This is a genomic window from Vibrio ponticus, from assembly GCF_009938225.1.
Lineage (GTDB): Bacteria > Pseudomonadota > Gammaproteobacteria > Enterobacterales > Vibrionaceae > Vibrio > Vibrio ponticus.
The window spans coordinates 2,165,539-2,187,844 of sequence record NZ_AP019657.1 but is presented as its reverse complement, the minus strand read 5'-3'; the positions used below and the strand labels follow the sequence as shown (position 1 = coordinate 2,187,844).

Below are 22,306 nucleotides of genomic sequence, written 5' to 3'. Positions count from 1 at the left end.
TCTCTACTTTCTTTACAGCACATAAATGTGCGAATTGCCCCATTTTAGCAGGAAGAAGCGTTATACCCAAGTGACTTACAAACAGAGGTGAGAGCTGAGGGCGATTTGACCTTGAGTTATGCTGAACAGTTGTATTCTGTTACAAAGCGAACTGAGTGATTCATGGTAAGGCGTGGAAGGCAGAAAACACGGTTTTAGTGATCGGGTTAGAGGGAATTTTTACTAGCCAATAAGGGGTGAAATGTGATATAAAGCGCGCCGGAATCATCGTCTGTTCTCTTCGGTTTCTTTGTGAAGTCGGCGAAGCTCGCGAGTTCCACTAAACATTTATCTTTAAATCACACACATTCCGACACATATTCCGGGGTGCTGAGCAGAAGCTTAGTCGGAATCATGGGGGATGTGGAGGCCTAACCCCATAGAGGATTTTAAAATGGCAACTGTATCAATGCGCGATATGCTGAAAGCTGGTGTTCACTTCGGTCACCAAACTCGTTACTGGAACCCAAAAATGAAGCCATTCATCTTTGGTGCTCGTAACCGCGTTCACATCATCAACCTAGAAAAAACTGTACCAATGTTCAACGAAGCTCTAGCTGAACTAGCTAAAGTTGGCGAGAAGAAAGGTAAAGTTCTATTCGTAGGTACTAAACGCGCTGCATCTGAAGCTGTTAAAGAAGCTGCAATCGCAAGCAACCAGTACTACGTTAACAACCGCTGGTTAGGCGGTATGCTAACAAACTACAAAACTGTTCGTCAGTCTATCAAGCGTCTAAAAGATCTTGAAGCACAGTCTCAAGACGGTACTTTTGACAAACTAACTAAGAAAGAAGCTCTAATGCGCACTCGTGAAATGGAGAAGCTAGAGAAATCTCTTGGTGGTATCAAAGACATGGGCGGTCTACCTGACGCTCTATTCGTAATCGACGCTGATCACGAACACATTGCGATTAAAGAAGCTAACAACCTAGGTATTCCAGTATACGCTGTGGTAGATACTAACTCTAACCCAGACGGCGTAGACTACATCATCCCAGGTAACGACGACGCAATCCGCGCAGTACAACTATACCTAAACGCTGCAGCTTCTGCTGTAACTGAAGGTCGTAACAAAGACGTTGCTGTTGTAGCTGAAAAAGACGGTTTCGTAGAAGCTGAATAATAGCGGCTCCGAGTCTTTCTTAGTGTATGTGCAACCTATTTGTCGCATATACTGAGTTATAGTTATCATCAGGGGCCGACAATGTAGGCCCCTGATTTTTACCCTATCCAGAATCAACCGAGGAATACAGAATGGCTGTTACTGCTGCTCAAGTAAAAGAACTGCGCGAACGTACTGGCGCAGGTATGATGGAATGTAAGAAAGCGCTTGTTGAAACTAACGGCGACATCGAACTAGCAATCGAAAACATGCGTAAATCAGGTGCTGCTAAAGCTGCTAAGAAAGCAGGTAACGTAGCTGCTGAAGGCGCAATCATCATCAAAGACGCAGACGGCGTAGCTGTTCTTCTTGAAGTTAACTGTCAAACTGACTTCGTTGCTAAAGACGGCAACTTCACTGCATTCGCAGAGAAAGTAGCAGAAGAAGCTCTAGCTTCTAAAGCTTCTGTTGAAGAGCTAATTGCTAAGTTTGAAGAAGAGCGTGTTGCTCTAGTTGCTAAAATCGGCGAAAACGTTGCTATCCGTCGCGTACAGTACCTTGAAGGTGTTGCTGTTGCTTCTTACCGTCACGGTGAGAAAATCGGTGTAGTTGTTGCTGGTGAAGGCGACGCAGAAACTCTTAAGCACGTTGCAATGCACGTTGCTGCATCACGTCCAGAATACGTTAACCCAACTGACGTACCAGCTGACGTAGTTGCTAAAGAGCGTGAAGTTCAAGTTGAAATCGCTATGAACGAAGGCAAGCCTAAAGAAATCGCTGAGAAGATGGTTGAAGGTCGCATGAAGAAATTCACTGGCGAAGTTTCACTAACTGGTCAGCCTTTCGTTATGGAACCTAAGAAGTCTGTTGGTGAAATCCTAAAAGAGCGCGGTGCATCAGTTTCTAACTTCATTCGCCTAGAAGTAGGTGAAGGTATCGAGAAAGCTGAAGGCCTAAGCTTCGCTGAAGAAGTAGCTCTAGCTCAAAAAGGTTAATCCTTAGAGACGCTGAGATATCTAGACCGTAGCCATGGCTGCGGTCTTTTTATGATCAGCTTGCGATTTTTAATCGTGATGAATTGGTATTGATAAATGACAAACTATTTATCTAGTATCCATTCATGACTGTTAATTAATAACTCTCTTTTTGGAAGGTAAAATCCATGACTACGAACCCTAAACCAGCATATCAACGTATCTTATTAAAACTGAGTGGTGAAGCACTTCAAGGCTCAGAAGGTTTTGGTATTGATCCTGCAATTCTTGACCGTATGGCGCAGGAAGTAAAAGAGCTGGTAGAACTAGGTGTTCAAGTTGGTGTGGTAATTGGCGGCGGTAACCTATTCCGTGGTGCAGGTCTTGCTGAAGCAGGTATGAACCGCGTAGTGGGTGACCACATGGGTATGCTAGCAACTGTAATGAATGGTCTAGCAATGCGTGACGCGCTACACCGCGCTTATGTAAATGCACGCGTAATGTCTGCGATTCCACTAAAAGGTGTGTGTGACGATTACAACTGGGCAGATGCGATTCGTGAACTACGTCAAGGTCGTGTAGTAATCTTCTCAGCAGGTACTGGTAACCCATTCTTTACAACTGACTCAGCTGCGTGTCTACGTGGTATCGAGATCGAAGCTGACGTAGTTCTAAAAGCGACGAAAGTTGATGGTGTATTTACTGCTGACCCAGTAGCAAACCCAGACGCAGAGCTGTATGATAAGCTAAGTTACGCTGAGATTCTTGATAAAGAACTGAAAGTGATGGATTTAGCAGCATTTACACTTGCTCGCGACCACAAAATGCCAATCCGCGTATTCAATATGAACAAACCAGGTGCACTACGTCGCGTGGTAATGGGTGAAGCTGAAGGTACTTTGATTACTGATAAAGCTTAATCTGTCGAGTCGCTATTTGGAAAATTAGCGACTCACCGAATAGCCCTGTTAAAATTTCTTTGAGAAAGAAGAATTATTAAGGTGAAACCGTGATTAACGAAATCAAAAAAGACGCGCAAGAGCGCATGGAAAAGAGTGTTGAAGCTCTAAAGAACAACCTTTCTAAAGTTCGCACGGGTCGCGCGCACCCAAGCCTGCTATCTGGTCTATCTGTAGAGTATTACGGTGCACCAACGCCTCTTAACCAAGTAGCTAACGTTGTAGCGGAAGATGCACGTACGCTAGCTATCACTGTTTTCGACCGCGAACTAACGCAAAAAGTTGAAAAAGCGATCATGCAATCTGACCTAGGTCTAAACCCTATGTCAGCGGGTACTATCATTCGCGTTCCACTTCCACCACTAACGGAAGAGCGTCGTAAAGACCTAGTTAAGATTGTACGTGGCGAAGCTGAAGGCGCACGTGTTGCAGTTCGTAACATCCGTCGTGACGCAAACAGCGACCTAAAAGCACTTCTAAAAGATAAAGAAATCTCTGAAGATGAAGAGCGTAAAGGTCAAGACGAAATCCAAAAACTAACAGACGTTGCTGTTAAAAATGTGGATGACGTACTAGCTGCGAAAGAAAAAGAGTTGATGGAAGTATAATTCTTCTATCTCCTTCAAAAAAAAGCACTGTGCTCTGCGCATAGTGCTTTTTTGTGCTACTCTTTGACCCCTGCTAGTTACCTAGATACCTCTATGCAAAATTCACAACTCTCACCTGACTTGCTTCCTAAACATATCGCTATCATCATGGATGGCAACGGCCGCTGGGCTAAAGCGCAAGGCAAACCTCGAGTATTTGGTCATAAAAACGGTGTGTCTGCCGTACGCAAAACCATTTCTACTGCCGCTCGCTTAGGTATTAAAGCAGTCACTCTATTTGCTTTTAGCAGTGAAAACTGGCGCCGCCCAGAAGAAGAGGTGGGCGTGTTGATGGAGCTGTTTATTACCGTTCTTTCTACTGAAGTTAAACGCCTCCACAAGAATGGCTTACGTCTTCGCGTGATTGGCGATACCAGTCGTTTTAATCAACGTCTACAACAGAAAATTGCTCAAGCGGAAGAATTGACCGCAGGCAATAGCGGTATGGTAATTAATATTGCTGCCAACTATGGCGGTAAATGGGACATAACCGAAGCAACCCGACAAATTGCCCAACAAGTGCAATGTGGTGAGCTTGGTGTTGAAGATATCAATGAATCTTTAATTACTCAGCACCTGACAATGTCAGATTTGCCAGAAGTTGACCTGCTGATTCGCACTAGTGGTGAATGTCGCATTAGCAACTTCATGTTGTGGCAACTTGCTTATGCTGAGATGTATTTTACCCCTATTTATTGGCCTGAATTTAACGAGGATAGCTTAATCGAAGCTGTTACTTGGTTTATCGAACGTGAACGTCGTTTCGGATGCACTGGCGAACAAGTTAGAGCATTGATGGAATGCCAATAAGGACTCAAGTTTGAAACAACGAATTATCACCGCGCTTATCCTGGCTCCATTAGTGATTTTGGCGATTTTTAAGCTTTCTCTACCTCTTTTTATCGCTCTAATTGCTGGTGTTACTCTGATTGGTTTTTGGGAATGGACCCAATTTGTCGAAACCAATAATCGTATTGTCGCCCTACTGCCTAGTTTGGTTGTTACGGGTTTAAGTTTTGCATTGATTCCCTTTGATGCATATAGCCTCAATCATCTATCTGTTAGCCATTATGCTGTACTAAGTGCAGGCTTTATCTGGTGGCTATTCTCAAGCGCGCTCGCGATCACTTACCCGAAATCAGCTTCTTTGTGGCAAGGCTCGAAACTGCTGCGTCACCTATTTGGTATTCTGACTATGCTGCCATTCTTATGGAGCATTGTGATGTTGCGTGCCGAAGGGGTTCTGACTGATCCTTATCATGGTGCCAAACTGGTTCTGTATGTTTGCTTTATCGTTTGGGCTGCGGACAGTGGAGCCTACTTTGCTGGCAAGAGCTTAGGTAAACGTAAGATGGCGCCACACGTCAGCCCTAATAAAACCGTTGAAGGTTTGATTGGTGGTTTGATTACGTCACTGCTCGTCGGCTGGGGCACGGCTGAGTGGTTTGATATTGAGTTTTCCAGCGTCGCTGCCTTTATCGCAATCACTCTAATTACTGTGGTTATTTCTGTACTTGGCGATCTCGTCGAAAGTATGTTTAAACGCGTATCAGGTATTAAAGACAGCAGCAATATCATTCCTGGGCATGGTGGTGTGCTCGATCGTGTCGACAGCTTAACTGCTGCATTCCCTGTATTTGCGCTTCTTTATTTCTTATTCTCTTAAGAAGGGCGAGGCTTGTCTCGCTCTCTTAACTATCGGTTTTTCGCTATGCGTAATTTAACAATTCTCGGTGCAACCGGCTCCATCGGTGCGAGCACATTGAAGGTTATTGAAAACAACCCTGAACACTTCCGAGTCGTTGCCTTAGTTGCCGGTCAAAATGTCGAAAAAATGACCCAGCTATGTGTCAAATGGCAGCCCAAATATGCGGTTATGGCTGATGAGCATTCAGCACAGACATTGGCAAATACTCTGAAGTCTTTAGGTCTACATACAGAGGTCTCTGCCGGTGTTGAGGCGATGTGTCATGTGTCGTCTTTAAGCGAAGTGGACACGGTAATGGCTGCGATTGTCGGCGCTGCGGGTCTAATGCCAACCATGGCTGCGGTTCAAGCAGGTAAACGTGTGTTGCTGGCAAATAAAGAAGCGTTGGTGATGTCTGGTCAGCTGTTTGTTGATGCGGTTAGGCACAGTGGCGCTGAGTTGCTTCCAGTGGACAGTGAGCACAATGCGATTTTCCAGTGCTTACCAACCGAGATTCAAACCAACCTTGGACATTGTCAGTTGGCGGAGCACGGTATTGAACACATCTTGCTAACAGGCTCGGGTGGTCCATTCCGTTACTCTAATCTTGACGAACTTGAACACGTCACGCCAGAGCAGGCTATCGCTCACCCGAACTGGTCGATGGGACCAAAAATCTCGGTGGACTCTGCCACCATGATGAATAAAGGTCTGGAGTACATCGAGGCGAAGTGGTTGTTTAACGCCAGTCGCGAGCAGATGAAGGTTGTAATTCACCCTCAATCGGTGATCCACTCGATGGTGCAATACAAAGATGGTTCGACATTGGCGCAGCTTGGTGAACCAGACATGGCGACACCGATTGCATTGACCTTGTCATACCCTGAGCGTGTCACGGCTGGTGTGAAGCCACTCGACTTTACCAAAGTCGGTGAGTTGACCTTCCTTGAGCCTGATTTTCAGCGTTACCCTTGCTTGAAGCTGGCGATTGATGCTTGTTACATCGGTCAGCATGCCACGACAGCGCTCAACGCCGCGAACGAAATTGCCGTTGAGGCTTTCCTCAATCGTCAGATCCCGTTCACCCATATTGCGCGCGTCAATAATTGGGTAACCGAAAGGATTTGTTCGATGAATGCACAGCTAAATTGTGATAGTTTGGAGAGCATCTTAGAGGTCGACAAAATCGCTCGTTCTCTGGCACTGAATTTTATTAGCGGACGCAGAGCATGACAGCAATCTTATGGAACTTTGTCTCATTTATCGTTGCCCTAGGTATTCTAGTTGCGGTACATGAGTTTGGGCATTTTTGGGTTGCACGTCGCTGTGGCGTGAAAGTCGAGCGCTTCTCGATTGGTTTTGGTAAATCAATTTGGCGCAAGGTGGGCAAAGATGGCACAGAATACACCATCTCAATGATCCCGCTTGGCGGCTACGTTAAGATGCTTGATAGCCGTGTTGACGAAGTTCCAGCAGAGATGCAACAGTTCGCATTTGATAAAAAAGCACTTTGGAAACGCACGGCAATCGTGGCTGCCGGTCCTGCATTTAACTTTTTGTTTGCGATTTTTGCCTACTGGTTGGTGTTTCTGATTGGTGTACCTGCAGTTAAACCGGTCGTTGGTAATATTCAACCCCAATCGATCGCTGCCCAAGCAGGTTTAGAGTCTGGCATGGAACTAAAAGCGATTTCCGGCGTCAAAACCGCGGATTGGGAATCGGTGAACATGCAGTTAGTGTCGCATATTGGTGAACAGACGCTAACGATGACTGTGGTGCCAAGCGATAGTATCGGTATGGAACAGCAAGTAACGTTGAACCTTGATGGCTGGCAGTTTGATCCTGACAGTCAGTCGGCAATGTCTGCGCTGGGCTTTAGGCCGTATACCCCAGAGATTTCAACCACACTTGCGAGTATTTCAGAGGGTGGGGCGGGTTATACTGCTGGCTTGATGGCGGGCGATAAGATTATCGCAATGAATCAACAAGCAATTGACCAGTGGCAGCAGCTGGTTGAGCTGGTTAGAAGTAATCCGAATATTCCACTCGATGTTGAGGTGATGCGTGGTGAGCAGGCGGTATCGCTGACTTTGATTCCACAAAGTAAAGCACTCAGCGATGGAACCACAATTGGCTTTGCGGGAATCGCTCCTGAGGTCGCAGAATGGCCTGAAAACTATCGCTTCAACCTGCAATTTGGTGTATTTGAGTCTATCGGCAAAGCGGTAGACAAAACGGGTCAGGTTATTGATTTGACAGTCACCATGTTGAAAAAACTGGTGGTAGGCGACGTTGGCCTAAATAACCTCAGCGGACCGATTACGATCGCAAAAGGGGCAGGAACGACGGCTGATTATGGACTGGTATACTTTTTAGGCTTCCTAGCGTTAATCAGTGTCAACCTCGGTATTATTAACTTGGTTCCGTTGCCAATGCTTGATGGCGGACATTTATTGTTCTTTGCCATTGAAGCAATTATTCGACGTCCTGTGCCAGAGAAGGTGCAGGAGATGGGCTACCGATTTGGTGGCGCAATTATATTTGCCCTGATGGCCGTGGCGATTTTTAACGACTTTGCGCGCTTATAACGTGGATGAAGGTTGTAGTAAGGAATAACTAAAACATATATGGCGATGAAAAAAATTCTGTTAGCAACACTTTTGGCAACCAGCGTTTCAGCAAACGCAGCCGACAGTTTTGTAGTGCAAGATATTCAGATCGAAGGTTTACAGCGCGTTGCTCTTGGTGCGGCATTACTAAAAATGCCAATCCGAATCGGGGATACCGTCAGCAATCAGGATGTGGCGGAAATTATCCGTGCTCTTTATTCGACCGGTAACTTTGAAGATATTAAGGTTTCGCGAGATAACGACGTATTAGTAATCCAAGTTACTGAGCGACCGACGATTTCAACGATCTCTTTTTCTGGCAATAGCGCGATTAAAGATGAGCAGTTGCAACAAAACTTGGATGCTTCGGGTATCCGAGTGGGGGAAGCGCTCGATCGCACCACCTTATCTAACATTGAGAAAGGTCTAGAAGACTTTTATTACAGTGTTGGTAAGTATAACGCGACTGTACAGGCGGTAATCACGCCTCTACCACGTAATCGTACTGACCTAAAGTTTGTCTTCACTGAAGGTGTGTCGGCTAAGATCCAGCAAATTAACTTTATCGGTAACCAAGTGTTTACTGATGATGAGTTGATGTCGCGCTTCAATCTTAATGCCAATGTTTCTTGGTGGAACTTCCTCTCTGATGATAAGTATCAGAAACAAGTACTGGCGGGTGATATTGAAGCCTTGCGTACTTACTACCTTGACCGCGGTTATTTAAAGTTCCAAGTGACTTCGACACAAGTGTCAATCTCTCCGGATAAGAAAGGGGTGTATATCACTCTGAATATCAGTGAAGGTGAGCAATACACGGTTGAAGGCGTTAAGTTCCGCGGTGATCTCATCGGTAAAGAAGCCGAGTTTGAGCGTTTAGTGACGTTTGAGCCAGGTGAGGTCTATAAAGGTTCAGCAGTGACGGCCCTAGAAGAAGGCGTTAAGCGAGTACTGGGTGAAGCAGGCTATGCTTACCCGCAAGTGCGCACCATTCCAGAGTTCAATGAAGAAACGAAACAGGTTTCACTCGTGGTCAGTGTCGAGCCTGGTCAACGTGTTTACGTGCGTGACATTCGCTTTATTGGTAACAATGCCACTAAAGATGAAGTATTGCGCCGCGAAATGCGCCAGATGGAAGGTAGTTGGCTCAACTCAAAAGCGATTGAGACCAGTAAAGGTCGTTTGAACCGTCTGGGTTTCTTTGAGACCGTAGATGTGCAAACCGTCCGCGTACCAGGTAGTGATGACCAAGTAGACCTTGTGTACAAGGTGAAAGAAGCCAACTCTGGTAGCATTAACTTTGGTGTTGGCTACGGTACAGAATCGGGCGTCAGTTTCCAAGTTGGTCTACAGCAAGATAACTTTGCCGGTACAGGTAACCGCGTTGGTATCAGTGCGATGATGAACGACTACTCGAAAAACCTAACGTTAGAGTATCGTGACCCGTATTGGAACCTAGATGGGGTCAGTCTGGGCGGTAAAGTTTTCTACAACACCTTTGAAGCGTCAGAAGCTGGTATTGTTGACTATACCAACGAAAGTTATGGGGCTAACTTGACGTGGGGTTTCCCGTTTGACGAACTGAACCGTTTTGAATTTGGTGTGGGTTACACTCACAACAAGATCGGTAATGTGCCGACTTATGATCAAGCCCAGCTATTTGCTAAGAGTATCGGTGTTGAGGAAGGTGAAGACATTATCACGAATGACTTCGACATCAATTTATCTTGGACTCGCAACAACCTAAACAAAGGTTACTTCCCAACAGCCGGTAACTATCAGCGCGCTTCTTACATGATGACAGTGCCGGGTTCAGATGCGAAGTACTTTAAACTGCAATATGATGTAAGAAATTACATTCCACTGACGAAAAAGCATGATTTTTCACTGCTGATGCGCGGTCGTTTAGGGTATGGTAATGGTTACGGTCAAACCAATGGTAACGATAACCTATTCCCATTCTATGAGAACTACTATGCTGGTGGCTTTACGACGCTACGTGGTTTTGGTTCAAACAGTGTGGGGCCTCGAGCGGTTCAATCACAAAGTGGTGGCAGCGTAGACGGTGTACAATGTAGTTTAGGCAACCCATGTTTGGTTACGAGTGATGACTCTGTTGGTGGTAACGCCGTAGCACTTGCGAGTCTTGAGCTGATTTTCCCAACGCCGTTCGCTTCGGAAGAAGTGCGCAGTCAAATCCGAACCAGTGCATTTATTGATGCCGCGAGTGTTTGGGATACGGAGTTTGTCTTCCGTGAAGGCGTGGATGAAAAGTACTACTATGATTACTCAGATCCAGGTAACTATCGTGCTTCTTATGGTGTCGCACTGCAGTGGATGTCTCCGATGGGACCACTGGTATTCTCGGTTGCGAAACCAATTGAAATTTATGAAGGTGATGACGAAGAATTCTTCACTTTCACTATCGGCAGAACCTTCTAATTAAAGGACTTTAAAGTGAATAAAACAATTAAAGCGGCTGGTCTTGGCCTTTTGGTAATGACATCTTCTCTTTTTGCTCATGCTGCAGAAGCTGCACAGAAAATTGCATACGTGAATACCGCACAAGTGTTCCAAGAGCTTCCTCAACGTGAAGCTGTGCTGCAACAAATGCAGAAAGAGTTCAAAGACAAAGCGGATGAGCTAAAAGCGATTCAAGCTGAAGCAAGAACTAAAATTGAAAAGCTGAAGCGTGATGGCGAGCTACTTGGTCAAGAAGAAGTGGAAAAAATCCGCATCGAGATCGGTCAACTTGACAGCAAGTACAAAGTAAAAGCACAAGCACTAGAGCAAGCGTCTGCTCGTCGTGAAGCTCAAGAAAAAGCGAAGCTATTCCAACTGATTCAAAAAGCAGTTAAAGAAGTTGCAGAGAAGAAAGGCTACGATATGGTTATTGATATCACAGCACTGCAATACTCAAAACCTGAGTACAACATCTCTGAAGACGTAATCAAAGCATTAAAATAGACGTTTATGAAGACACTGACATTAGCCGAATTGGCAACAATTACTGGGGGCGAGCTACATGGTGACGCGACAGCGACAGTCACTATGGTTGCACCAATGGATAAAGCGCAGCAAGGTCATGTGACTTTCTTGTCTAATCCAAAGTACGCGAAACATTTAGCGCAATGCCAAGCAACAGTGGTCATGGTGAAAGCCGCTCAATTAGAGCAATGCCAGGGCAATGCTCTGGTTGTTGATGATCCTTACGTTGCTTTTGCTAAAGTGGCGCAAGCGCTAGATACCACACCGAAAGCTGCAGCAGGTATTGCACCTTCAGCAGTCATCGATGCAACAGCGAAACTTGGAGCCAACGTTTCAATTGGCGCTAACGCGGTTATCGAGGCGGGTGCTGAGCTTGGTGATAACGTCATCATTGGCGCGGGTTGCTTTATTGGTCAACACGCTAAAATTGGTAGCAACACTCAGCTTTGGGCTAATGTTAGTATCTATCACAACGTTGAATTAGGTAGCGATTGTCTTGTTCAAGCTAACACAGTGATTGGCAGCGATGGTTTCGGTTATGCAAACGAAAAAGGTGAGTGGATCAAGATCCCTCAACTTGGCACAGTGCGCATTGGTAACCGTGTCGAAATTGGTGCGTGTACCACCATTGACCGTGGTGCATTAGATGACACTGTAATTGCGGATAACGTCATTATTGATAACCAAATGCAAATCGCCCATAACGTAGAGATCGGATATGGTACAGCGATGGCAGGTGGTACAGTAGTGGCTGGCAGTACTAAGATCGGTAAGTACTGCATTATCGGTGGCGCGAGCGTAATTAATGGCCATATCGAGATTGTTGATGGTGTAACCATTACCGGTATGGGCATGGTAATGCGTGGTATCGAAGAAAAAGGTATGTACTCATCAGGTATTCCGCTACAAACAAATAAAGAGTGGCGCAAGACCGCAACTCGCGTGCATCGTATTGACGAAATGAATAAACGTCTCAAAGCTGTTGAAAAACAGTTGGAAGAGAAAACGGAATCTTAATTCCGTTGCTAGGAAAAAGACTCGCAAAGGGCGGGTCTTTTTTGTCTATATGCCCCTATGCGGCTTGAACTACGTAGCAACAGACGCATACTTGGGTATAATGCCTGCCAGAAAATGAATTTAGCATTCAAAATAGGAATATGACTTTGACTACAGAAAAGAAAACGATGAACATTACTGAGATTCAGGAATTGTTACCTCATCGCTACCCATTCTTATTAATTGATCGTGTAACAGATTACCAAGAAGCGAAATACTTAACTGCGATCAAGAACGTTTCTGTAAATGAACCTCAATTTACTGGTCATTTCCCTCAACTTCCTGTATTCCCGGGTGTATTGATCCTTGAAGCGATGGCACAAGCAACAGGCTTGTTGGCATTTAAATCATTCGGTGCACCGTCAGGTAACGAGCTTTACTACTTTGCTAGCGTAGATAACGCGAAATTCCGCAAGCCGGTAACTCCTGGTGATCAACTCGTGATCGAAGTTGAGTTTGTTAAAGAACGTCGTGGCATCGCAGCATTCTCGTGCTCAGCGAAAGTTGATGGCGACGTTGTATGTTCAGCTGACCTTAAGTGTGCTCGTCGAGAGTTTTAATTTATGATTCATGAAACTGCTCAAATCCACCCGATGGCGGTGGTTGAAGAAGGTGCAAAGATCGGTGCTAACGTTGTTGTTGGGCCGTTTACTTACATCACCTCTCATGTAGAGATTGGTGAAGGCACTGAAATCATGTCGCATGTTGTGATTAAAGGTCACACTACGATTGGTAAAGATAACCGTATCTTCCCACACGCAGTGATTGGCGAAGAGAACCAAGACAAGAAATACGGTGGTGAAGATACCACAGTAGTGATTGGTGATCGCAATGTGATTCGTGAAGCGGTGCAAATCCACCGTGGTACGGTACAAGATAAAGCAACGACTGTGATCGGTAATGATAACCTTCTGTGTGTTAACGCTCACGTTGCGCACGATGTTATCGTTGGTAACCATACTCATATTGGTAACAATGCGATTCTTGGTGGTCACGTAACGGTGGGTGATTACGCGGGTGTGATGGCGCTGTCTGCAATTCACCCATTCTGTACGGTAGGTGCTTACGCATACATTGGTGGTTGTTCGGCAGTGGTGCAAGACGTATTGCCATACGTACTGGCTCAAGGTAACCACGCTTCACCATTTGGTCTAAACCTAGTGGGTCTAAAGCGTAACGGTTTCGAGAAACCAGAACTACGTGCATTACAAAAAGCGTACAAAGAGATTTACCGTTCAGGTAAGACGCTAGAAGAAGTAAAACCAATTTTGGCAGAGATGGCACAAGAGTGGGCATCAATTGAGCCAATGTTGAAGATGCTTGAATCCACTGAACGTGGCATTATTCGCTAAGCGATTGAGCGCAAATTAGTATCAAAAGATCGCAGTGATGAACTGCGGTCTTTTTGTGTTTTTAAGCTGGGGAAAATTTACGATGGAAAGACCGCTGAGAATTGGCATCGTCGCCGGTGAATTGTCTGGCGATACCTTAGGTGAAGGCTTTATCAAAGCAATTAAACAGCAATATCCGAACGCGGAATTTGTTGGCATTGGTGGACCTAAGATGATTGCTCAAGGTTGTGAATCGCTGTTCGATATGGAAGAGTTGTCGGTGATGGGCTTAGTCGAAGTGCTTGGTCGCTTACCGCGCCTGCTGAAAGTCAAAGCCGAGTTGGTCAAATACTTCACCACTAATCCACCAGATGTCTTTGTCGGGATTGACGCTCCAGATTTCAACCTGCGCTTAGAGCTTGATTTGAAAAATGCCGGGATTAAGACTGTGCATTATGTCAGTCCATCGGTATGGGCATGGCGACAAAAGCGTATTTTTGGTATTGCCAAGGCAACCAACTTGGTGCTGGCGTTTTTGCCATTTGAAAAAGCGTTTTACGATAAATTCGATGTGCCGTGTGAGTTTATTGGTCATACTTTGGCAGATGCAATTCCTCTGCAATCAGACAAAGTGCCTGCCCGTGAATTGCTTGGCTTAGCGCAAGACAAACGTTGGTTAGCGGTGCTGCCGGGCAGTCGTGGTGGCGAGCTTAAAATGCTGGCTGAACCGTTTATTCAAGCTTGTAAGCAACTGCATGAAAAAGACCCAGAGCTTGGTTTTGTGGTTGCACTGGTTAACCACAAACGTCGTGAGCAATTTGAAGCAGCATGGCAAGAGATCGCCCCAGAGCTCGAGTTTACACTCATCGACGATACGGCTAAGAACGTAATTACCGCTTCTGATGCAGTCATGCTGGCGTCAGGTACTGTTGCGCTAGAGTGCATGCTGGTCAAGCGTCCAATGGTGGTGGGTTATAAAGTGAATGCCTTTACCGCCTTCTTGGCGCGCCGGATGTTAAAAACCAAGTATGTGTCGCTGCCGAATATTCTGGCTGATCAAGAGTTGGTCAAAGAGTTCCTACAAGAAGAGTGTACCCCAGAGAATCTTAGCCAAGAGGTAGAGTGTCTACTCGGCGAGCATGGTCAAGCAATGGTGAGTAAGTTTACTGAGATGCACCATTCGATCCGCAAAGATGCCGATCAGCAAGCGGCTAAAGCGGTGTTAAACCTAATTGAAATGAATAAAGTTGTATGACGAAAGAGAAAAAAGAGTTACCGCCATTTGAGTACCCGCAAGGTTACCAACTGATTGCTGGTGTGGATGAAGTGGGTCGTGGACCTTTAGTGGGCGATGTGGTGACCGCTGCCGTGATTCTTGATCCAAATAACCCTATTGAAGGGTTGAACGACTCTAAGAAGCTGAGCGAGAAAAAACGTTTAGCCTTATTGCCAGAGATTAAAGAAAAAGCACTGGCTTGGTCTGTAGGGCGCTGTTCTCCTGAAGAGATCGACGAGCTGAACATTTTACAAGCGACAATGGTGGCGATGCAGCGTGCGATTGCAGGGCTGCAAGTACAACCTGATTTGGCTCTAATTGATGGCAATCGTTGTCCACAGTTGCCAATGGATGCGTTAGCGGTGGTTAAAGGCGATTTACGCGTGGCAGAAATCAGTGCCGCATCTATCATTGCCAAGGTGGTACGTGACCAAGAAATGGAAGAGTTGGATAAACAATACCCACAGTTTGGCTTTGCCAAGCACAAAGGTTATCCAACCAAAGCGCACTTTGAAGCCATTGAGCAGCATGGTGTGATTGATCAACACCGTAAAAGCTTCAAACCAGTAAAAAAAGCACTCGGACTCGAAGAGTAATCGCGTAGAATAGTCAGTTAAGCGTCAAAGCCGGAAAGTATTAATGTCAGATCCAAAGTTTATTCACCTTCGTGTTCACAGTGATTTCTCCATGGTGGATGGCCTGTCGAAAGTGCCACCTCTTGTGAAGAAAGTGGCCGAAATGGGCATGCCAGCCATGGCATTAACCGATTTCACCAACTTATGTGGCTTGGTGAAATTCTATGGTACCGCCCATGGTTGCGGTGTGAAGCCAATTATTGGTGCTGACTTTGCCATGCAAATCCCAGAGTTTGGTGATGAGCTGGTTAAATTAACGGTATTGGCGGCGGATAACGTTGGCTATAAGAACCTAACGTTACTGATTTCTAAAGCCTATCTACGCGGACATGTTCAACATCAGCCAGTGATTGATCGTGACTGGTTGATTGATCTCGCAGAAGGTTTGATCCTCATCTCGGGCGGTAAGAGTGGTGATGTGGGTAAAGCTTTGCTGAAAGGCAATAAAAAGCTGGTGGATCAGTGTGTTGATTTTTATCAGCAACATTTTGCTGACCGCTACTATTTGGAGCTTACTCGTACTGGTCGTGCTGACGAAGAGAGCTATTTACACTTTGCGCTTGAACTGGCTCAGGAAAAAGACCTGCCAGTGGTGGCAACCAACGATGTGGTATTTCTCAACGAAGAGCTGTTTGATGCCCATGAGATCCGCGTGGCGATTCACGATGGTTACACACTAGAAGATCCTCGCCGTCCCAAGAACTACAGTCCTCAGCAATACCTGCGTAGTGAAGAGGAAATGTGTGAGCTATTTGCTGACATTCCCGAAGCACTAGAGAACAGTGTTGAGATTGCTAAGCGCTGTAATGTCACTGTCCGTTTGGGTGAATACTTCCTCCCAGCTTTCCCAACCGAAGGCATGAAAGAAACCGAATTCTTGGTGATGAAATCTCGAGAAGGTCTGGAAGATCGCCTTGAGTTTCTGTTCCCCGATGAAGAAGAGCGATTAAAGCGTCGTCCTGAATACGATGAGCGCCTCGAAATTGAACTGGAAGTAATCAACAACATGGGCTTCCCGGGCTACTTCTTGATCGTAATGGAGTTCATTCAATGGTCAAAAGATAACGCGATCCCGGTTGGACCTGGTCGTGGTTCAGGTGCGGGTTCATTGGTGGCTTATGCGTTAAAGATCACTGATCTCGATCCGCTTGAATATGACCTGCTATTCGAACGTTTCCTTAACCCAGAACGTGTATCCATGCCCGATTTCGACGTCGACTTCTGTATGGATAAGCGTGACCAAGTAATTGATCACGTTGCGGAAATGTATGGTCGTGATGCAGTATCACAGATCATTACTTTTGGTACCATGGCGGCGAAGGCGGTAATCCGCGATGTAGGTCGTGTACTGGGTCATCCATTTGGCTTCGTTGACCGCATTTCAAAATTGGTGCCGCCCGATCCAGGTATGACGTTGGAAAAAGCCTTCGCGGCTGAACCTGCACTACCTGAGCTTTATGCGGCTGATGAGGAAGTCAAAGAGCTGATTGATATGTGTCGCATCCTCGAAGGGTGTACACGAAATGCGGGTAAACACGCTGGTGGCGTGGTGATCTCACCAACCACCATTACTGACTTTGCGCCGATTTATGCCGACTCGGAAGGGCATTTTCCTGTTACTCAGTTTGATAAGAACGACGTTGAAACCGCGGGTCTGGTTAAGTTTGACTTCTTAGGTCTGCGTACCTTAACCATTATCGACTGGGCGCTTGGTTTGATTAACCCGCGCCTTGAGCGCAACGGTGAAGCGCCGGTACGTATTGAGTCGATTCCATTACAAGATGAAGCCTCATTCCGTGTGCTGCAAAACTCGGAAACCACCGCAGTATTCCAGCTTGAATCGCGTGGTATGAAGGAGCTTATCAAACGTCTGCAACCGGACTGTTTTGAAGATATCATCGCATTGGTAGCGCTTTTCCGTCCGGGTCCATTACAATCGGGCATGGTGGATAACTTTATCGACCGTAAACACGGACGCGAAGCGATCTCTTATCCAGATGAAAAGTGGCAACATGAATCATTAAAAGAGATTCTTGATCCCACTTACGGCATCATTCTTTACCAAGAACAGGTAATGCAGATCGCTCAGGTACTGTCTGGCTACACCCTAGGTGGTGCAGATATGTTGCGTCGTGCGATGGGTAAGAAAAAACCGGAAGAGATGGCCAAACAACGTGCCACCTTTGAAGATGGTGCGGTGAAAAATGGCGTCGACGGCGAGTTGGCGATGAAAATCTTCGACTTGGTAGAGAAGTTTGCTGGCTACGGCTTTAACAAATCGCACTCAGCGGCGTACGCATTGGTTTCTTACCAAACGTTATGGCTAAAGACTCACTACCCGGCAGAGTTCATGGCGGCGGTAATGACCGCGGATATGGATAACACCGAAAAAGTGGTTGGTCTGGTCGACGAATGTTTCCGCATGAAACTTAAAGTGCTACCGCCAGACATTAACTCAGGTCTATACCGTTTTAATGTTGATGAAGATGGTGCGATTGTTTACGGTATCGGCGCGATCAAAGGGGTGGGTGAAGGTCCAATTGAAGCGATCTTAGCGGCGCGTAACAAAGACGGTCACTTTAAAGATTTATTCGATTTCTGTGCGCGTATTGATCTTAAGAAGGTTAATAAACGCGTGATTGAAAAGCTGATTTATGCTGGTGCACTCGATAGACTGGGACCACACCGTGCAGCTTTGATGGCGTCACTCGACGATGCCGTAAAAGCGGCGAGCCAACACCACCAAGCGGAGGCGTTTGGTCAGTCAGACTTGTTCGGTGTATTGACTGAAGCGCCAGAAGAAGTTGAGAACAAATACACCAAAGTGCCACCTTGGCCTGAAAAAGTATGGCTAGAGGGTGAACGCGAAACACTGGGTCTTTATTTGACCGGGCACCCAATTAATGCCTACATCAAGGAACTGGGTAAGTACACCAGTTGTCGACTTAAAGATGCAACACCAACCAGACGTGATCAATCTGTGACGATTTCTGGCTTAGTGATCGCCTCTCGAGTGATGACGACCAAACGTGGTACACGTATCGGTATTATGACGCTCGATGATCGCAGTGGTCGTATGGAAGTGATGTTGTTCTCGGATGCGTTAGAAAGATATGCAGAACTGCTTGAAAACGATAAAATTCTGGTAGTTTCTGGACAGGTCAGCTTTGATGATTTTAATGGTGGCCTTAAAATGACCGCGCGCGAGGTAATGGACCTTGGCGCTGCGCGTGAAAAATACGCACGCGGTCTTTCTGTTTCGATAAGCGAATCGCAAGTCGACAGCCAATTTTTTGAGCGCTTTAGTTCGATACTAGAGCCTCATCGAGCAGGAACAATTCCTGTTCACGTATACTACCAGCGCCAAGACGCCAGAGCGCGTTTGACGTTAGGTACAGAGTGGCGAGTAACGCCGAGTGATGCTCTATTAGATGATTTAAAACAGTTGCTTGGTTCTGACCAAGTAGAACTCGAATTTAACTAAATTTGGTACACGTTGCCGAATCAAAAAGGATCGATAGATGAGCCTAAACTTTCTAGAATTTGAAAAGCCTATCGCAGAACTTGAAGCTAAGATTGAAGCTCTACGCGACGTATCGCGTCATGGCGGCGAGGCTGGTGTCGATCTCGATAAAGAGATTGAGCAACTAGAGAAGAAAAGCCTAGAACTTAAAAAGAAGATCTTCAGTGATTTAGGTGCTTGGGAAACCGCTCAATTAGCTCGTCACCCACTGCGTCCTTACACACTAGATTACATCGACCATATCTTTACTGAGTTTGATGAATTAGCAGGTGACCGTCACTACGCAGACGACAAAGCAATCGTGGGTGGTATGGCGCGCCTAGAAGGTCGTCCTGTGATGATCATTGGTCACCAAAAAGGCCGCGAAACCAAAGAAAAAGTGAAACGTAACTTTGGTATGCCAAAACCAGAAGGTTACCGTAAAGCGCTACGTTTAATGCAAATGGCAGAGCGTTTTAACATGCCTATCATTACCTTTATCGATACCGCAGGTGCATACCCAGGTGTTGGTGCAGAAGAGCGCGGTCAATCTGAAGCTATCGCAATGAACTTAAAAGTGATGGCAGGTCTTAAAGTGCCAGTGATTTGTAACGTAGTTGGTGAAGGTGGTTCAGGTGGTGCACTAGCGATTGGCGTAGGTGACTACGTAAACATGCTGCAATACTCAACCTACTCAGTAATTTCACCAGAAGGTTGTGCATCAATCCTATGGCGTGATTCAGATAAAGCGCCGCAAGCCGCAGAGGCAATGGGTCTAATCGCTCCGCGTCTAAAAGAGCTAGAGCTAATCGATGAGATCATCGAAGAGCCACTAGGTGGCGCACATCGTAACCACAAGCAAATGGCGGCAAACATGAAGCAAACCCTGCTTCGCCAGCTTGATGAGCTTGAGCAGTTTGATGATGAAGCGTTGATGGCGCGTCGTTATCAGCGTCTTATGAATTACGGTTACTGCTGATCCCTGCCTACTCAGAATTACAGCGTTGTTGACGGGCGCTCGAAAACCTCATCACATAGTGAGACTATGTACACGAAGTGCTCAGAGGCTTTTCTCGCTGGTCGCCTAGCTGTAATCCCGATTAGTTTGGGATAGCGAGTTAAAAATATTATGAAAGGTTGAGCGAGTCTCAGCCTTTTATTTTTGTCTCGTCTGCCTACTTAGCATGGCAGCGTTGTTGATGGCGCTGTGGTTTTGGCTAGTCGAGGTAAATGCCTGAACAAGGGTTGAGCGAGTCTCAACCCTTTTTGTTTTTGGTGTAGAATAGCCGTAATTGCTTTTTTCGATGTCTAGGATCATGGACTCACTATACGCTCTCTTTAGTCACTCAATTAATCAGCTCAAGCCGCAGAGGTTAGTGCTCGCACTCAGTGGTGGCGTCGATTCTCGTGTCTTGCTCGATCTGCTCAGTCACTATAAGCAGCAGCATGCAATCCCTTGTTTAGCAGTCCATGTCCATCATGGATTGAGCAGTAATGCGGATAATTGGGCTGATTTATGTCGTGACTGGTGTCAGCAATCAGGGGTCGAGTTAGCGGTTGAACGCGTTCAGTTGGATTTAACAGGGCGCAGTATTGAAGAGAGTGCGCGTGAAGCTCGTTATCAAGCGCTTGCTAAGCATCTGCAGATGGGTGATGTGATGCTCACCGGTCAACATAGTGATGATCAGCTCGAAACCTTTTTACTGGCGTTAAAGCGCGGTAGTGGTCCTAAAGGTTTATCGGCAATGGCAAAACAAATGCCGTTTGCCAATTCAACCATACTTCGTCCATTGTTGACTGCATCGAGGCAACAAATAGAGCAATATGCAACAGAGCACCAACTCACTTGGGTTGAGGATGAAAGCAATCAAGACACCCGCTTTGATCGCAATTTCATACGCCATCAAGTTGCGCCTATTTTGCAACAGCGTTGGCCGCATTTTGCCAGTTCGGTGCAACGCAGTAGTGAGTTATGCGCAGAGCAAGAAGCGCTGCTGGAAGAACTGCTCAGCGAGAAACTGAGCCAAGTCATGATGGCTGACAACAGTTTATCGATAACCCAGTTAGCAAAACTGAGTGAGCGAGTTCGGGGGCAATTGATTCGTATGTGGCTTGCCGATTTAGGGCAGAAGATGCCAAGCCGCGACCATCTCAGCAAAATATGGCAACAAGTGGCACTCGCGCGCGAAGATGCTAACCCGATTCTTAACTTATCGGCTGGGCAGATCCGGCGTTCAGGCAGTTTTTTATACTGGGTTGAGGCAGTGAAAGATATTTCTGCATGGCAGCAGAATATCGCTTTGCAACAAGTTATCGAGTTACCAGAACAGTTGGGAACTCTGCAAATCACTTGCAATACATCAGGGCAATTATCGCAAGCGGCACTGAGTCAGGCGCCACTGCGAGTGATGTTTAACCCGGAAGGGTTGAGTGCTCATCCTGTCGGGCGAGGTCATAGCCGAAAACTGAAAAAACTGTTTCAGGAGTTTGGCGTGCCAAGTTGGCAGCGACGCCGGATGCCAATATTACTTTGCGGTGAGCAGGTGGTCGCAATTGCAGATTTATTTATTGATCAGCGTTTTGTGGGGCAAGATTGTGAACTTGTCTGGGACAAGAGCACTGATGTTATGTGACAATTTTATTGAGCAATTTAGAACAATAAAATTAGAAACATAAGGAAGAACAATGAAGAAAGTAGCATTTGGACTGGCTATCAGCATGACGATATTAAGCGCGCAAGCGATGGCTGCCGGTGATATTGAAGCGGGCAAAGCCAAAGCGGGTGTGTGCATGGCATGCCACGGCGCTGATGGTATTGCGATGATTCCTGGCTACCCAAATCTAAAAGGACAAAATGAGCAGTATCTGGTTTCTTCGATCAAAGCGTATCAAACCAATCAACGCCAAGGCGGATTATCTGGTGTGATGAAAGCGCAAGCGGATTTATTGAGTGATGCCGATATCGCGAATTTAGCTGCATATTATGCAAGTTTAAAGTAACCCAAGACGAAATTAACTGTTTATCGCCCAAGCCTTGTTGCTTGGGCTTTTTATTGCAGTAGCTTTTTGGGATAATGGCACAAATAACGTAAGTTTAAGGGATGAACATGAAAAAGATTGAGGCAATTATTAAGCCTTTTAAATTGGACGATGTGCGTGAAGCTTTAGCAGAAGTTGGCATTACAGGTATGACGGTTTCTGAGGTAAAAGGCTTTGGTCGTCAAAAAGGTCATACTGAGCTTTATCGTGGCGCTGAGTACATGGTCGACTTTTTACCGAAAGTGAAGCTAGAGATCGTCGTAACCGATGAAGTGGCGGATCAATGTGTCGACACTATTATCGAGACTGCACAAACCGGTAAGATTGGTGATGGTAAAATCTTTATCACTGATGTTGAACGTGTGGTACGTATTCGCACTGGCGAAGAAGACGAAGACGCCATCTAATTTTGACAAAAGAGCCGCTAGGCTCTTTTGTTTTATTCTCCCTTGCAGCGCCTGC

General features: G+C 46.0%; 20 protein-coding genes. All 20 read left to right on the top strand.

Features of this window, described 5'->3' with window-relative positions; translation table 11 throughout:
* Positions 1-433: 433 nt before the first annotated feature.
* The 20 genes from rpsB (at position 434) to glnB (ending at position 22,251) form a co-directional block, all read left to right on the top strand.
* Positions 434-1,162, top strand: a complete 729-nt coding sequence (gene rpsB, locus GZN30_RS09705; RefSeq protein ID WP_075649516.1) for a 30S ribosomal protein S2 — start codon at positions 434-436, stop codon at positions 1,160-1,162.
* Between the two features lie 131 nt (positions 1,163-1,293).
* Positions 1,294-2,136 (top strand): translation elongation factor Ts, encoded by an 843-nt coding sequence (gene tsf, locus GZN30_RS09700; RefSeq protein ID WP_075649515.1) that lies wholly within the window; start codon positions 1,294-1,296, stop codon positions 2,134-2,136.
* Positions 2,137-2,303: 167 nt separating this feature from the next.
* A complete protein-coding gene (pyrH, locus tag GZN30_RS09695; protein ID WP_075649514.1) occupies positions 2,304-3,035 on the top strand; it encodes a UMP kinase in 732 nt (243 codons plus the stop codon).
* Between the two features lie 89 nt (positions 3,036-3,124).
* Positions 3,125-3,682, top strand: coding sequence for a ribosome recycling factor (frr, locus tag GZN30_RS09690; protein ID WP_075649513.1), 558 nt, complete (start codon positions 3,125-3,127; stop codon positions 3,680-3,682).
* A gap of 93 nt (positions 3,683-3,775) precedes the next feature.
* Complete coding sequence (gene uppS / locus GZN30_RS09685) at positions 3,776-4,531, top strand: polyprenyl diphosphate synthase (RefSeq protein ID WP_075649512.1); 756 nt, start codon at positions 3,776-3,778, stop codon at positions 4,529-4,531.
* Positions 4,532-4,541: 10 nt separating this feature from the next.
* Complete coding sequence (locus GZN30_RS09680; protein WP_075649511.1) at positions 4,542-5,387, top strand: phosphatidate cytidylyltransferase; 846 nt, start codon at positions 4,542-4,544, stop codon at positions 5,385-5,387.
* A 45-nt stretch (positions 5,388-5,432) separates the two neighbouring features.
* Positions 5,433-6,641, top strand: a complete 1,209-nt coding sequence (gene ispC / locus GZN30_RS09675; RefSeq protein ID WP_075649510.1) for a 1-deoxy-D-xylulose-5-phosphate reductoisomerase — start codon at positions 5,433-5,435, stop codon at positions 6,639-6,641.
* Positions 6,638-7,996 carry a sigma E protease regulator RseP gene (gene rseP, locus GZN30_RS09670; protein WP_075649509.1) on the top strand — a complete coding sequence of 453 codons (1,359 nt, stop codon included), beginning with the start codon at positions 6,638-6,640 and terminating at the stop codon, positions 7,994-7,996. Before ispC ends, rseP begins: the two co-directional genes overlap by 4 nt.
* 39 nt (positions 7,997-8,035) lie before the next feature.
* Positions 8,036-10,459, top strand: a complete 2,424-nt coding sequence (gene bamA, locus GZN30_RS09665; RefSeq protein ID WP_075649508.1) for an outer membrane protein assembly factor BamA — start codon at positions 8,036-8,038, stop codon at positions 10,457-10,459.
* Between the two features lie 15 nt (positions 10,460-10,474).
* On the top strand, positions 10,475-10,984 hold the full coding sequence (locus tag GZN30_RS09660; RefSeq protein WP_075649507.1) for an OmpH family outer membrane protein: 510 nt from the start codon (positions 10,475-10,477) through the stop codon (positions 10,982-10,984).
* A gap of 6 nt (positions 10,985-10,990) precedes the next feature.
* Positions 10,991-12,022, top strand: coding sequence for a UDP-3-O-(3-hydroxymyristoyl)glucosamine N-acyltransferase (gene lpxD / locus GZN30_RS09655; RefSeq protein WP_075649506.1), 1,032 nt, complete (start codon positions 10,991-10,993; stop codon positions 12,020-12,022).
* Between the two features lie 146 nt (positions 12,023-12,168).
* A complete protein-coding gene (gene fabZ / locus GZN30_RS09650) occupies positions 12,169-12,621 on the top strand; it encodes a 3-hydroxyacyl-ACP dehydratase FabZ (RefSeq protein ID WP_075649534.1) in 453 nt (150 codons plus the stop codon).
* 3 nt (positions 12,622-12,624) lie between these two features.
* Positions 12,625-13,413 (top strand): acyl-ACP--UDP-N-acetylglucosamine O-acyltransferase, encoded by a 789-nt coding sequence (lpxA, locus tag GZN30_RS09645; RefSeq protein ID WP_075649505.1) that lies wholly within the window; start codon positions 12,625-12,627, stop codon positions 13,411-13,413.
* An 82-nt stretch (positions 13,414-13,495) separates the two neighbouring features.
* Positions 13,496-14,647, top strand: coding sequence for a lipid-A-disaccharide synthase (gene lpxB / locus GZN30_RS09640; protein WP_075649533.1), 1,152 nt, complete (start codon positions 13,496-13,498; stop codon positions 14,645-14,647).
* The gene (gene rnhB / locus GZN30_RS09635; RefSeq protein ID WP_075649504.1) at positions 14,644-15,264 is read left to right on the top strand and encodes a ribonuclease HII; all 621 of its coding nucleotides are present in this window, start codon (positions 14,644-14,646) and stop codon (positions 15,262-15,264) included. Before lpxB ends, rnhB begins: the two co-directional genes overlap by 4 nt.
* A gap of 43 nt (positions 15,265-15,307) precedes the next feature.
* Positions 15,308-18,787 (top strand): DNA polymerase III subunit alpha, encoded by a 3,480-nt coding sequence (dnaE, locus tag GZN30_RS09630; protein ID WP_161987046.1) that lies wholly within the window; start codon positions 15,308-15,310, stop codon positions 18,785-18,787.
* A 37-nt stretch (positions 18,788-18,824) separates the two neighbouring features.
* Positions 18,825-19,784 (top strand): acetyl-CoA carboxylase carboxyl transferase subunit alpha, encoded by a 960-nt coding sequence (accA, locus tag GZN30_RS09625; protein WP_075649502.1) that lies wholly within the window; start codon positions 18,825-18,827, stop codon positions 19,782-19,784.
* A 337-nt stretch (positions 19,785-20,121) separates the two neighbouring features.
* Positions 20,122-21,438, top strand: coding sequence for a tRNA lysidine(34) synthetase TilS (gene tilS / locus GZN30_RS09620; protein ID WP_075649501.1), 1,317 nt, complete (start codon positions 20,122-20,124; stop codon positions 21,436-21,438).
* Between the two features lie 52 nt (positions 21,439-21,490).
* Entirely contained in the window at positions 21,491-21,805 is a 315-nt protein-coding gene (locus tag GZN30_RS09615; protein ID WP_075649500.1) for a c-type cytochrome, read from the top strand.
* A 107-nt stretch (positions 21,806-21,912) separates the two neighbouring features.
* Positions 21,913-22,251, top strand: coding sequence for a nitrogen regulatory protein P-II (glnB, locus tag GZN30_RS09610; RefSeq protein ID WP_040987526.1), 339 nt, complete (start codon positions 21,913-21,915; stop codon positions 22,249-22,251).
* The last annotated feature ends 55 nt before the right edge of the window (positions 22,252-22,306 follow it).

What these genes read in the sequence shown, in the direction of transcription:
- rpsB (WP_075649516.1), top strand. Translation starts at nt 434, where the DNA reads ATGGCAACTGTATCAATGCGCGATATGCTGAAAGCTGGTGTTCACTTC.
- tsf (WP_075649515.1), top strand. Translation starts at nt 1,294, where the DNA reads ATGGCTGTTACTGCTGCTCAAGTAAAAGAACTGCGCGAACGTACTGGC.
- pyrH (WP_075649514.1), top strand. Translation starts at nt 2,304, where the DNA reads ATGACTACGAACCCTAAACCAGCATATCAACGTATCTTATTAAAACTG.
- uppS (WP_075649512.1), top strand. Translation starts at nt 3,776, where the DNA reads ATGCAAAATTCACAACTCTCACCTGACTTGCTTCCTAAACATATCGCT.
- ispC (WP_075649510.1), top strand. Translation starts at nt 5,433, where the DNA reads ATGCGTAATTTAACAATTCTCGGTGCAACCGGCTCCATCGGTGCGAGC.
- rseP (WP_075649509.1), top strand. Translation starts at nt 6,638, where the DNA reads ATGACAGCAATCTTATGGAACTTTGTCTCATTTATCGTTGCCCTAGGT.
- bamA (WP_075649508.1), top strand. Translation starts at nt 8,036, where the DNA reads ATGGCGATGAAAAAAATTCTGTTAGCAACACTTTTGGCAACCAGCGTT.
- lpxD (WP_075649506.1), top strand. Translation starts at nt 10,991, where the DNA reads ATGAAGACACTGACATTAGCCGAATTGGCAACAATTACTGGGGGCGAG.
- lpxA (WP_075649505.1), top strand. Translation starts at nt 12,625, where the DNA reads ATGATTCATGAAACTGCTCAAATCCACCCGATGGCGGTGGTTGAAGAA.
- lpxB (WP_075649533.1), top strand. Translation starts at nt 13,496, where the DNA reads ATGGAAAGACCGCTGAGAATTGGCATCGTCGCCGGTGAATTGTCTGGC.
- rnhB (WP_075649504.1), top strand. Translation starts at nt 14,644, where the DNA reads ATGACGAAAGAGAAAAAAGAGTTACCGCCATTTGAGTACCCGCAAGGT.
- dnaE (WP_161987046.1), top strand. Translation starts at nt 15,308, where the DNA reads ATGTCAGATCCAAAGTTTATTCACCTTCGTGTTCACAGTGATTTCTCC.
- accA (WP_075649502.1), top strand. Translation starts at nt 18,825, where the DNA reads ATGAGCCTAAACTTTCTAGAATTTGAAAAGCCTATCGCAGAACTTGAA.
- tilS (WP_075649501.1), top strand. Translation starts at nt 20,122, where the DNA reads ATGGACTCACTATACGCTCTCTTTAGTCACTCAATTAATCAGCTCAAG.
- GZN30_RS09615 (WP_075649500.1), top strand. Translation starts at nt 21,491, where the DNA reads ATGAAGAAAGTAGCATTTGGACTGGCTATCAGCATGACGATATTAAGC.
- glnB (WP_040987526.1), top strand. Translation starts at nt 21,913, where the DNA reads ATGAAAAAGATTGAGGCAATTATTAAGCCTTTTAAATTGGACGATGTG.